The 13,544-nt window shown below is 64.8% G+C and carries 2 protein-coding genes; one reads left to right on the top strand and one right to left on the bottom strand.

Annotated elements, in window-relative coordinates:
• The first annotated feature begins 21 nt into the window (after positions 1-21).
• Entirely contained in the window at positions 22-1,890 is a 1,869-nt protein-coding gene (locus BI343_RS04930) for a bifunctional diguanylate cyclase/phosphodiesterase (RefSeq protein WP_244886569.1), read from the top strand.
• Between the two features lie 346 nt (positions 1,891-2,236).
• Here the strand turns inward: BI343_RS04930 and BI343_RS04925 are convergent, their stop codons facing one another.
• Positions 2,237-13,330, bottom strand: a complete 11,094-nt coding sequence (locus tag BI343_RS04925; RefSeq protein ID WP_139165646.1) for a PA14 domain-containing protein — start codon at positions 13,328-13,330, stop codon at positions 2,237-2,239.
• Positions 13,331-13,544 lie beyond the last annotated feature (214 nt).

Raw genomic sequence — 13,544 nt, 5'->3', positions numbered from 1 at the left:
CGGCTATCCGCATTGATCGGATTGGTTGTATTCCTTTCGATTGGGGGCGCTCTGATCGCCAATCTGCTGCATGCCCGCAGCTATTTGGAACAACAGCTGAATGCCCAAAGCGTCGATACCGCGCATGGCCTGGCGCTGATGTTGACCCAATATCACGCCGACCCGGTCATGGCGCAAACCTTGCTGAATTCCAGCTTCGACCAAGGGCATTTTTCCCTGGTCCGTTGGGAGGGGGTGGATCACAAGCCGCTGGTGAATTTGGCGTCGCCCCGCCCCGAAAGCGAGGTGCCGGCATGGTTTCGCGGCCTTTTGCCGCTGGAGCCTTCTCCTGGCACGGCTCAGGTTTCCAATGGCTGGATGCAAGCCGGGCGGATCATCGTGCAATCTCAGCCCAACTACGCCTACCTCTCGTTGTGGCGAGGCGCGCTGCATACTGTGTACTGGTTGTGCGCAATCGGGATCGTCGCGGCCTTGATTGGCGCGTTGGACATTCGTCAGATGAAGCGACAACTCGCCAGCGTGGTGCGGCAGGCTCAGGCCATCAGCGAAAGACGCTTTCACAAAATCCCCATCCCCGGCATTCCGGATTTAGCGGAAGTGGCCTTGGCGATGAATCATATGGTGGACCGGCTGCAGCGCTATCTGGATGGTTTGCGCGACGAGTTGGACCTGATGCGGCAGAAAATCCTGACCGACAACTCGACGGGTTTGCCCAATAGGGAAGCATTTGAATTGCGCCTGGGGGGGCTTTTGAAAGAAGAGGAAGACCCGGTGCGCGGCTTTCTGTTCTTGGTCAGGGTGGCCAATCTGATGGAGCTGAACCAGAGGCTGGGCGGCAGCAAGACCGACGCCTTGCTCAAGCGTCTTGCGGATGATCTGTCGCAGCGCTGCCAGCCTCATCCCGGTTGGATGGCCACCCGCTTGCGCGGCGCCGATTTTGCGATGTTGTGCCCGGAGATCGATAGCCGCGAGGCGTGCAAGTTGGCCGATGAGCTATGCGCTTGCTGGGGCCGTTATCAGGGGATGGATCTGATAGACCGTCCCGGCGTGGCCAATCTGGCGATTGTGCCGTTCCATAGCGGAGATGGCCGTCATCAGTTGCTGACTCAGGCCAATCAGACGCTTTCCCTGGCCGAAGCGAAAGGGGGCAATGCTTGGGAAATGGATAGCCGCGCCGGCGCCGCGCCGGATGGCATGGCGGATTTCAACTGGCAAAACCTGTTTGACAGCATCCGTGATGACCATGCCCTGCGCTTGCGCTGGTATCCGGTTTGTCTGGCCGACGGATCCTTTGCTTGGCAGGAAGGCATGTTGTATCGGGTCCAGACTGAGCATTTGCCGCAAATGAGCGCGATGAGGCTGGTGGCGCAGGCCTTGCGCCTGGGACGCAGCGCGGCATTGGATCTCAAAACGCTCGCGCTGGCTCTGCGCGAGGGGCCGGACGGGCGGCTGGCCATCAATGTTTCCCCTGCCTCCTTGAGCGCCGCTGATTTTCTGCCCCAGACCCAGCAGTTGCTGGGCAAGCATCCCAAACGCAGGATTCACTTCGAATTCGATGAGGCCGGTCTGGCAGACAACTGGCAGGCATTTGTCGCGTTTGCCCGCGGCGTCAGGGGGGCTGGGCATCGAGTCGCAGTGGAAATCCAGGGGCATAATATGGAGCTGGTCGCGCGGTTGCATGAGGCCGGAATCGATTATCTGGTTCTTGATCACTCGCTGACCCACAATATCCATCAGGACCAGGGGAGGGAGGCTCTATTGCGCGGCATGCTGCGCATGGCAAGCCTGATGGTGGTGGAGTTGGAGGCCAAAGGCGTGGCAACCCTGCAGGACAAAGCCTCCTTGATCGAGATTGGCGTCCAGCTATTGACGGGTCCTGCGGTAAAGTAACGGCCATCAACGATTTGTCAGCTTTGTGCATAGGAAAACGGGGGCGCTTGAGCGCCCCCGCTGCGTTTTTAGCCGGCTCTAGGGGCTGTTGACGTTTGGTGGGCGGTCGCGCCGGAGGGCATTTCGCGCCGAATCGAGGCGTTTCGCGCGCCGCATAGTCATTCTCTGCCAGCGCGGAACAACGAAGAGTCGGCGCGAAAGGCGCCCGGCCCTGCGGGTTTGGCCGCTTTGGGCCGGAAGCCACGTTGCCCAGTCCTTGCATAGAATGACTATGCGTCGGACTGTGCGCCTTGCTTCCGGCCCAAATCGGCGCAAACGCGATCCACTCACCAAACGTCAACAGCCCCTAGTCCGTGTGCAGCTGGCCGCTGCCGAGTAGTTTTTGAATGATGGCCTGGTCGCTCAGCAGCGTACTGCCCGAATGTGTCAGGTCCACTCCCTGCAGCACGATCTGCGCCGTGTCGGATGTCGGGCTATTGGCGTTGATGGCGCCATTCTCATTGACATGAATCACCGTGCTCACGGTGCCATTGTTATTGACGGTGCTGAAGTGCAGATAGTTGGCCAGATTGCCTATCGATGATGGATCCGCGCCATTGTGGCTGTCGCCTACTAGTAGATCGCGCAAGTCCAGCACATCAGCGGGGGCGCCGGATGGAGTGGTCCCGGTATTGAATTGCTGGATGGTTTCCACCGAAGGCGTGCCAGCGTGGCCATTGAACGAGGCCTCGAATTTGAAGGTTTCTACGCCGGCTATCGCCGTCACCGGGCTGCCGTGCGCGGCAAAGACCTGCATCTGGCTGACTGTGTTGCTGTGGCCATAGCCGTCTGTCGCCGTAGCGGTCACGGTCACATCCGGCGCATTGGCGGGTGTGGCGATGGAGAGATTGACATTGCCCTGGGCATAAGCGGCCGTCACCGAGGCGGTCGAGCCGGTGATGCTGCCATCGCTATGCACGGCCAAGGTGGTGCTGGCGCCGGCTTCGCTGACGACGATGCTGGCATAGCCATGATTGGCGAGGCTGTTGGCGTCGAGCCCCACCGAAGCCTGTTCTTGATGGTTGTTGCCCGGCTCGCCCAGCGTGATTTGCGGCATCCCTAACGGGGTGTAACTGCCCGAGGCATTTAGCGAAACATTTCCCGCGCCATCCGTCACGGTAGCCGCCACAGTGGCCGCTTCGCTGGCGCTCCCAAGCGGCAGATACACCACGCCGTTCTGATAGGCGTAGACGGTGCCGCCGCCGTCGACCAGCTGGCCGTTGGCGTTCAACGACAGCTGCAACTGGCTGGCGCCTTCCGTCACCGTCAGGCTGCCGTGGTTGGCCAGCGCCTGCTGATCATTGCTGTCCAGCGTCACGCTGCCTACCAGGGTGTTGGACGACAGCGTCAGCGGCGTCGGCGTGGCGCCGGCCGGAGCGCCCGCCGGCGTCAGGCCGACCTGCAGCACGGCGTTGCCGCCCTGATCCCAATAGACGATCTGGATGGTGTGCAGATTGCCGGCGGTGGCGCCGAGGGTCAGCGCCACATCGTGCTCGGTTTGCGCCTCATTGCCGGTGAACTGGCTGACCACTTTGCCGTCGACGATGATCTGGAAGCCGTCGTCGGCATTGACGTTGAGCGTGTAATTGCCGGCGGCGGCGCTGAAGGCGCCGTTCAAGGTCAGGATCGATTGGGTGGTAACGCCGTAAGCGCTGGTCAGCTGCAGATTGCTGGCATTGCCGCCGAGGAAGGCGTTGAGGTTGGCCAGCGAATTGCCGAGGTTGTTGCCGAAGTCGGTACTGCCGTGCCAGACGCCGTTCTGGTCGCCGAAGTTCAGGCTGGTGGCGACGAAGCTGGCGGTGGGGCTGTGGTTGGTCAGGTCTGCCAGCACGGTGGAAAGCGCGGTCTGGCCGCTGGCGGGGCTGGAGATGTGGCTGTCGTTGAGACCGTACAGCAGGGCGGTCAGGCCATTGGGCTGGAAGGAGATGGCCGGCGCGTCCGGCGGCGCCACATCCAGCGTGCCGCTGTCCGATCCGGCGGCGGAGACATTGCCCAAGACGTTGGTTTGCGTCGCCGACACGCTGACCGTTTGGCCATTGGCCGGTTCCGGAATGCCGAGGCTCAGCACGCCGCCGGCGTAGCTGGCGGTGACGGCCGGATTGCTGCTGGTGACCGAGCCGTCGCTGTGCACGGTGACGCTGCTGGTCACGCCGCCATCGTTGATCGAAACCTGGGCGCTGCCGCCGTTGCCGAGGCTGTTCGAATCCAGCGCGACGGTGGCCTGCACCTGGCCATGGGCCAGGTCGGTTGGTCCGATCCAGCCATTGGGGTCGAAGTGTTCGGCCACGGTGACGATGGGCGCGGCGGGAGGCGTCAGGTTCAGGGTGCCGCTGGCGTTGCCGCTGCTGGAAGCATGGCCGAGGCTGTCGGTCTGGGTGGCGCTGATGCTGACCGCCTGGCCATTGGCCGGCGCGGCGATGGCCAGAGTGACCGTGCCGTCGGCATAGCTGGCGCTGACGGCGCTGGACGAACTGCTGACCACGCCGGCGCTGTTGACGGTGACGGTGCTGCTGGCCCCGCCGTCGTGGATGGTCAGCGTGGCGAAGCCGTTATTGGCCAGGCTGATCGGATCGAGCGCGACGGTAGCCTGCACTTTGCCGCCGGCCAAGTCGCCGGCGCCGATCTGATCGCCCTGGGCCGTGTGCTCGATCAGGGTGACAGTCGGGGCCGGCGGCGGCGCGTAACTGGCGGAGGCGTTCAGCGAGACATTGCCGACGCTGTCGGTGACGGTGGCGGCGAGGGTGGCGGCGTTGCCGCTCAGCGGCAGATACACCACGCCGTTCTGATAGGCGTAGACGGTACCGCCGCCATCGACCAACTGGCCGTTGGCGTTCAGCGACAGACTGATCTGGCTGGCGCCTTCCGTCACCGTCAGGCTGCCATGGTTGCTCAGCGCCTGCTGATCATTGCTGTCCAGTGTCACGCTGCCGACCAGGGTGTTGGACGACAGCGTCAGCGGCGTCGGCGTGGCGCCGGCCGGAGCGCCCGCCGGCGTCAGGCCGACCTGCAGCACGGCGTTGCCGCCCTGATCCCAAAACACGATCTGGATGGCGTGCAGATTGCCGGCGGTGGCGCCGAGCGTCAGCGCCACATCATGCTCGGTTTGCGCCTCATTGCCGGTGAACTGGCTGACCACCTTGCCGTCGACGATGATCTGGAAGCCGTCGTCGGCGTTGACGTTGAGCGTGTAATTGCCGGCGGCGGCGCTGAAGGCGCCGTTCAGGGTCAGGATCGACTGGGTGGTGACGCCGTAACTGCTGGCCAGCTGCAGATTGCTGGCGTTGCCGCCGAGGAAGGCGTTGAGGTTGGCCAGCGAATTGCCGAGGTTGTTGCCGAAGTCGGTACTGCCGTGCCAGACGCCGTTCTGGTCGCCGAAGTTCAGGCTGGTGGCGATGAAGCTGGCGGTGGGGCTGTAGTTGGTCAGATCGGCCAGCACGGTGGACAGGGCAGTTTGGCCGCTTGCGGGGTTGGAGATGTGGCTGTCGTTGAGACCGTACAGCAGGGCGGTCAGGCCATTGGGCTGGAAGGAGATGGCCGGGGCGTCCGGCGGCACCACATCCAGCGTGCCGCTGTCCGACGCGGCGGCGGAGACATTGCCCAAGGCGTTGGTTTGCGTCGCCGACACGCTGACCTGCTGGCCATTGGCCGGTTCCGGAATACCGAGGCTCAGCACGCCACCCGCGTAGCTGGCGGTGACGGCTGGATTGCTGCTGGTGACCGAGCCGTCGCTGTGCACGGTGACGCTGCTGGTCACGCCGCCATCGTTGATCGAAACCTGGGCGCTGCCGCCGTTGCCGAGGCTGTTCGAATCCAGCGCGACGGTGGCCTGCACCTGGCCATGGGCCAGGTCGGTTGGTCCGATCCAGCCATTGGGGTCGAAGTGTTCGGCCACGGTGACGATGGGCGCGGCGGGAGGCGTCAGGTTCAGGGTGCCGCTGGCGCTGCCGCTGCTGGAAGCATGGCCGAGGCTGTCGGTCTGGGTGGCGCTGATGCTGACCGCCTGGCCATTGGCCGGCGCGGCGATGGCCAGCGTGACCGTGCCGTCGGCATAGCTGGCGCTGACGGCGCTGGACGAACTGCTGACCACGCCGGCGCTGTTGACGGTGACGGTGCTGCTGGCCCCGCCGTCGTGGATGGTCAGCGTGGCGAAGCCGTTATTGGCCAGGCTGATCGGATCGAGCGCGACGGTAGCCTGCACTTTGCCGCCGGCCAAGTCGCCGGCGCCGATCTGATCGCCTTGGGCCGTGTGCTCGATCAGGGTGACAGTCGGGGCCGGCGGCGGCGCGTAACTGGCGGAGGCGTTCAGCGAGACATTGCCGACGCTGTCGGTGACGGTGGCAGCGAGCGTGGCGGCGTTGCCGCTCAGCGGCAGATACACCACGCCGTTCTGATAGGCGTAGACGGTGCCGCCGCCGTCGACCAGCTGGCCGTTGGCGTTCAGCGACAGCTGCAACTGGCTGGCCCCTTCCGTCACCGTCAGGCTGCCGTGGTTGCTCAGCGCCTGCTGATCATTGCTGTCCAGCGTCACGCTGCCTACCAGGGTGTTGGACGACAGCGTCAGCGGCGTCGGCGTGGCGCCGGCCGGAGCGCCCGCCGGCGTCAGGCCGACCTGCAGCACGGCGTTGCCGCCCTGATCCCAATAGACGATCTGGATGGCGTGCAGATTGCCGGCGGTGGCGCCAAGGGTCAGCGCCACATCATGCTCGGTTTGCGCCTCATTGCCGGTGAACTGGCTGACCACCTTGCCGTCGACGATGATCTGGAAGCCGTCGTCGGCATTGACGTTGAGCGTGTAATTGCCGGCGGCGGCGCTGAAGGCGCCGTTCAAGGTCAGGATCGACTGGGTGGTGACGCCGTAAGCGCTGGCCAGCTGCAGATTGCTGGCATTGCCGCCGAGGAAGGCGTTGAGGTTGGCCAGCGAATTGCCGAGGTTGTTGCCGAAGTCGGTACTGCCGTGCCAGACGCCGTTCTGGTCGCCGAAGTTCAGGCTGGTGGCGACGAAGCTGGCGGTGGGGCTGTGGTTGGTCAGGTCTGCCAGCACGGTGGAAAGCGCGGTCTGGCCGCTGGCGGGGCTGGAGATGTGGCTGTCGTTGAGACCGTACAGCAGGGCGGTCAGGCCATTGGGCTGGAAGGAGATGGCCGGCGCGTCCGGCGGCACCACATCCAGCGTGCCGCTGTCCGATCCGGCGGCGGAGACATTGCCCAAGACGTTGGTTTGCGTCGCCGACACGCTGACCGTTTGGCCATTGGCCGGTTCCGGAATGCCGAGGCTCAGCACGCCGCCGGCGTAGCTGGCGCTGACGGCCGGGTTGCTGCTGGTGACCGAGCCGTCGCTGTGGACGCTGACCGTGCTGTTGGCGCTGCCATCTTTGATGGTGATCAGCGCGCTGCCGCCGCTGCTCAGATTGCTATCGCTTAAATTCACCGTGGCCTGGACGTGGCCGCCGGCCAGGTCGGGGCTGGAGATCAGCTTGCCGCTGTGCTCGACGATGGATACGGTCGGCGCGTCAGGCGGCGTCAGGTTCAGGGTGCCGCTGGCGCTGCCGGCGGCGGAGACATTGCCCAAGACGTTGGTTTGCGTCGCCGACACGCTGACCTGCTGGCCATTGGCCGGCTCCGGCAAGCTGAGGGTCAAGACGCCGTTGGCGTAGTGGCCGGACACGGTGGAGCTGCTGCTGGTGACGCTGCCATTGCTGTGCACGGTGACGGTGCTGTTGGCGCTGCCGTCATGGATGGTGACCAGGGCGCTGCCGCCGCTGGCGAGGTTGCTGGCGCTGAGGTTGACGGTGGCCTGGACGTGATTGCCGCTGAGATCGCTGCTGCCGATCTGCTGCCCGCTGTGTTCGACAATCGAGACAGTCGGCGCGTCAGGCGGCGTCAGGTTCAGGGTGCCGCCGGCGCTGCCGGCGTTCGACACATTGCCGAGCGCATTGGTTTGCGTCGCCGACACGCTGACCTGCTGGCCATTGGCCGGCTCCGGAATGCCGAGGGTCAGCACGCCTTTGGCGTAGCTGGCGGTGACGGCCGGATTGCTGCTGGTGACCGAGCCGTCGCTGTGCACGGTGACCGTGCTGCTGGCGCCGCCGTCGCTGATCGAGACCTGGGCGCTGCCGCCATTGGCGAGGTTGCTGGCGCTGAGATTGACCTTGGCCTGGACGTGATTGCCGCTGAGATCGCTGCTGCCGATCTGCTGGCCGGCATGTTCGGTGATGGAAACTGTCGGCGCGGCCGGCGCGGTCAGGTTCAGGGTGCCGCTGGCGCTGCCGGCGGCGGACACATTGCCCAAGACGTTGGTTTGCGTCGCCGACACGCTGACCTGCTGGCCATTGGCCGGCTCCGGGATGCCGAGGCTCAGCACGCCACCCGCGTAGCTGGCGGTGACGGCTGGATTGCTGCTGGTGACCGAGCCGTCGCTGTGGACGCTGACCGTGCTGTTGGCGCTGCCATCTTTGATGGTGATCAGCGCGCTGCCGCCGCTGCTCAGATTGCTATCGCTTAAATTCACCGTGGCCTGGACGTGGCCGCCGGCCAGGTCGGGGCTGGAGATCAGCTTGCCGCTGTGCTCGACGATGGATACGGTCGGCGCGTCAGGCGGCGTCAGGTTCAGGGTGCCGCTGGCGCTGCCGGCGGCGGACACATTGCCCAAGACGTTGGTTTGCGTCGCCGACACGCTGACCTGCTGGCCATTGGCCGGCTCCGGCAAGCTGAGGGTCAAGACGCCGTTGGCATAGTGGCCGGACACGGTGGCGCTGCTGCTGGTGACGATGCCATTGCTGTGCACGGTGACGGTGCTGTTGGCGCTGCCGTCATGGATGGTGACCAGGGCGCTGCCGCCGCTGGCGAGGTTGCTGGCGCTGAGGTTGACGGTGGCCTGGACGTGATTGCCGCTGAGATCGCTGCTGCCGATCTGCTGCCCGCTGTGTTCGACAATCGAGACAGTCGGCGCGTCAGGCGGCGTCAGGTTCAGGGTGCCGCCGGCGCTGCCGGCGTTCGACACATTGCCGAGCGCATTGGTTTGCGTCGCCGACACGCTGACCTGCTGGCCGTTGGCCGGCTCCGGAATGCCGAGGGTCAGCACGCCTTTGGCGTAGCTGGCGCTGACAGCCGGATTGCTGCTGGTGACCGAGCCGTCGCTGTGCACGGTGACCGTGCTGCTGGCGCCGCCATCGTTGATCGAAATCTGGGCGCTGCCGCCATTGGCGAGGTTGCTGGCGTTGAGATTGACCTTGGCCTGGACGTGATTGCCGCTGAGATCGCTGCTGCCGATCTGCTGGCCGGCATGTTCGGTGATGGAAACTGTCGGCGCGGCCGGCGCGGTCAGGTTCAGGGTGCCGCTGGCGCTGCCGGCGGCGGACACATTGCCCAAGACGTTGGTTTGCGTCGCCGACACGCTGACCTGCTGGCCATTGGCCGGCTCCGGGATGCCGAGGCTCAGCACGCCACCCGCGTAGCTGGCGGTGACGGCTGGATTGCTGCTGGTGACCGAGCCGTCGCTGTGGACGGTGACCGTGCTGTTGGCGTTGCCATCCTTGATGGTGATCAGCGCGATGCCGCCGCTGCTCAGATTGCTATCGCTTAAATTCACCGTGGCCTGGACGTGGCCGCCGGCCAGGTCGGGGCTGGAGATCAACTTGCCGCTGTGCTCGACGATGGACACAGTCGGCGCGTCAGGCGGCGTCAGATTCAGGGTGCCGCTGGCGCTGCCGGCGGCGGACACATTGCCGAGCGCATTGGTTTGCGTCGCCGACACGCTGACCTGCTGGCCATTGGCCGGTTCCGGCAGGCTGAGGGTCAAGACGCCGTTGGCGTAGTGGCCGGACACGGTGGCGCTGCTGCTGGTGACGCTGCCATTGCTGTGCACGGTGACGGTGCTGTTGGCGCTGCCGTCATGGATGGTGACCAGGGCGCTGCCGCCGCTGGCGAGGTTGCTGGCGCTGAGGTTGACGGTGGCTTGGACATGATTGCCGCTGAGATCGCTGCTGCCGATCTGCTGCCCGCTGTGTTCGACAATCGAGACAGTCGGCGCGTCAGGCGGCGTCAGGTTCAGGGTGCCGCCGGCGCTGCCGGCGTTCGACACATTGCCGAGCGCATTGGTTTGCGTCGCCGACACGCTGACCTGCTGGCCGTTGGCCGGCTCCGGCAAGCTGAGGGTCAAGACGCCGTTGGCATAGTGGCCGGACACGGTGGAGCTGCTGCTGGTGACGCTGCCATTGCTGTGCACGGTGACGGTGCTGCTGGCGCCGCCATCGCTGATCGAGACCTGGGCGCTGCCGCCATTGGCGAGGTTTCCGGCATCCAGGCTGACCGTCGCCTGCACCTGGCCATTGGCGACATCGCCGCTGGCGATTTGCTGGCCGGCATGTTCGGTGATGGAAACCGTCGGCGCGGCCGGCGCGGTGAGGTTCAAGGTGCCCCCCGTCGTTCCAGCGGCCGAGGTGTTGCCCAAAGCATTGGTTTGGGTGGCTGAGACGCTGACGGCCTGGCCGTTGGCCGGTTCGGGAATGCCGAGGCTCAGCACGCCACCCGCGTAGCTGGCGGTGACGGCCGGGTTGCTGCTGGTGACCGAGCCGTCGCTGTGGACGCTGACCGTGCTGCTGGCGCCGCCGTCGCTGATCGACACTTGGGCGCTGCCGCCGTTGGCGAGGTTTCCGGCATCCAGGCTGACCGTCGCCTGCACCTGGCCATTGGCGACATCGCCGCTGGCGATTTGCTGGCCGGCATGTTCCGTGATGGAAACCGTCGGCGCGGCCGGCGCGGTGAGGTTCAAGGTGCCCCCCGTCGTTCCAGCGGCCGAGGTGTTGCCCAAGACATTGGTTTGGGTGGCGGAGACGCTGACGACCTGGCCATTGGCCGGTTCCGGAATACCGAGGCTCAGCACGCCACCCGCGTAGCTGGCGGTGACAGCCGGATTGCTGCTGGTGACCGAGCCGTCGCTGTGGACGGTGACGGTGCTGCTCGCGCCGCCATCGCTGATCGACACTTGGGCGCTGCCGCCGTTGGCGAGGTTTCCGGCATCCAGGCTGACCGTCGCCTGCACCTGGCCATTGGCGACATCGCCGCTGGCGATTTGCTGGCCGGCATGTTCCGTGATGGAAACTGTCGGCACGGCCGGCGCGGTGAGGTTCAGGGTGCCGCCGGCGCTGCCGGGGTTGGACACATTACCCAGCGCATTGGTCTGGGTAGCCGACACGCTGACCGCCTGGCCATTGGCCGGCTCTGGGATGCCGAGGCTCAGCACGCCATTGGCGTAATGGCCGGAAACCGCCGCGCTGCTGCTGGTGACGGTGCCATTGCTATGCACGGTGACGCTGCTGTTGGCGCTGCCGTCGCTGATGGTGACCAGGGCGCTGCCGCCGGCGCTGAGATTGGCGGCGCTGAGGTTGACGGTGGCCTGGACGTGGCCGCCCGCCAGATCGCTGCTGCCGATCTGCTGGCCGCTGTGTTCGACAATGGCGACGGTGGGCGCATCCGGCGGCGTCAGATTCAGCGTGCCGCTGGCGCTGCCGGTGGAGGACACATTGCCCAAGGCGTTGCTTTGGGTGGCGGACACGCTGACCGCCTGGCCGTTGGCCGGCTCCGGAATGCCGAGGCTCAGCACGCCATTGGCGTAGCTGGCGGTGACGGCCGGGTTGCTGCTGCTCACCGAGCCGTCGCTATGGACGGTGACGCTGCTGCTCGCGCCGCCATCGCTGATCGACACCTGGGCGCTGCCGCCATTGGCGAGGTTGCCGGCATCCAGGCTGACCGTCGCCAATACCTGGCCATTGGCGACATCGCCGCTGGCGATTTGCTGGCCGCTGTGTTCGGTGATCGCTACCGAAGGCGTGGCCGGCGGCGTGGTATTTACCGTTGCTGTCAGCGTGCTTGTGGCAGATGGGTTGCCGATGCTGTCTGTGAATTGCGCGTTCAGGGTCAGATTTTGACCGTTGGCTGCTGCCGGGATATTCAATGCCAGACTGCCGTTTTGCAAGTCGGCGGTAGTCAAAACGTGGTTGTACGCCGCACCTGTATTGCTGGCCAAGGTCAGTGTGGTGCCGGCCTGCAATAAAGGATTATTCAAGGCGATCTGTACGCTGACTTGCTGATTATGGATGTCGCCGCTGGCGATAGTGCCTGCGTGATCCACGATGGTGATTTGCGGCGCCGGCGGCGGCGCAGTGCTGACGATGCCTTGGTCGCTGGCCGAACTGGAAACATTGCCGGCTGCATCGGTCTGGCTGGCCGCGATTTGCAGTAGTGTGCCCGAGCGAGCTGGCTGTATGGTCAGCGTAACCAAGCCATTGGCGTAACTGGCCTGGATGCCGGCAGTCAGGCCGGTGATGCTGCCATCGCTATGCACGGTTAACGTGGTAGGCTGGCCGCCTTCGGTAAGCGTGATGCTGGCGAGGCCTTGCTGCTGTAAATCATTAGCGTCGAGTTGCACCGTGGCGCGCACGGCGCCGTTCACCAGATCCGTCTGGCTGATCGCCGCGCTGCCTGTTCCGTCCGCATGTTGTGAGATATGGATGGCTGGCGTAAGCGGTGAAATGGTGTCTACCGTTACGGTTGCCGTGGATTGGGTGCTTTGCCCGGCGTTATTGCTGGAGGTCGCGATCAGCGTGCTGGCGCCCTGTGACAGCGGCTGGCTAGGGGTGAGCGACCAGCTGCCATCGGCGCCGACTACGGTGTTGCCCAGTACTGTGCCGTTCGCCTCGGAAACGGTGACGGTCAGGCCCGGCGAGCCAGTGCCCTGGAGTATTGGTTCGCTATGGTTGGTCAGGCCTACATTGTTGAAAGTCAGCGTTACCGGCGGCGCGGGAGCAGGGGTGAACGATGCGTTAAGCGGCGCGGTTGAAATTGATGTGAAGGTGGAGTGAGTTGCATTGGGGCCGACACTGGGGGTAAAACCCGTTCCCAAGGTCCCTGCTGTGTTGGTGTTGCCTGTCAGATCGATAAAGGTGTGATCAATGTTTGCGCTGGCGCCGCCGGAGTCGGTTAGGCCGGCTGCGGCGGATTCCAGCTGCGCCAGCGGATCCTGGCCATTTGCCAAGCTGGCCAGCACGGATTGCGCCTCGGTATTGGCATTGGCGGTGTTGCCGTCTTGGCCGGGTTGCGGCGGCTGGCCATTGGTCGTGACGTTCCAGCCAGGCACGGCTGGATTGCTGGCGTCGCTTGGCGTTGTCGTTTGCGGAGCTGCATTGCCGGCAGCAGGCGCGCCGGTTTCCTTCGTATCGGACAGCTCCACTTGTTGCCCGCCGTCTTGGTTCAGCAGCAGCGAGGCGCCCTGTTCGAATATCAGATGATCGTTCGGGTGGATGACATCACCGACTTTCAGGATATGTTCTTGCCCTTGAGAGTCGATGACTTTAACCGTTCCCTTAAGAGTGCCGATCTTCCCGGATAGTGTTGTATTGGCAGCCATCGACATCTCCCGACCGTATCATCGCGCATGAATCCCTGTCCCTGCGTGCATCTCTTTGTAGTGCGGCCGCTTGATTTCAGCGCCTTGCAAAAGCGCGAAGCAAGCTTTGTAGGCTGCGCTATGAGTCGCTCTCACCTTGGCCCTTCCTTGCGCGCGCTTGTCGTATGACATGTGCTGTCTGCTTCGGCGGGGTTCTTCCTGGTCGGTTAGCGGC

It is taken from the genome of Chromobacterium amazonense (assembly GCF_001855565.1).
Lineage (GTDB): Bacteria > Pseudomonadota > Gammaproteobacteria > Burkholderiales > Chromobacteriaceae > Chromobacterium > Chromobacterium amazonense.
This window is presented reverse-complemented; position numbering and strand designations above follow the sequence as displayed.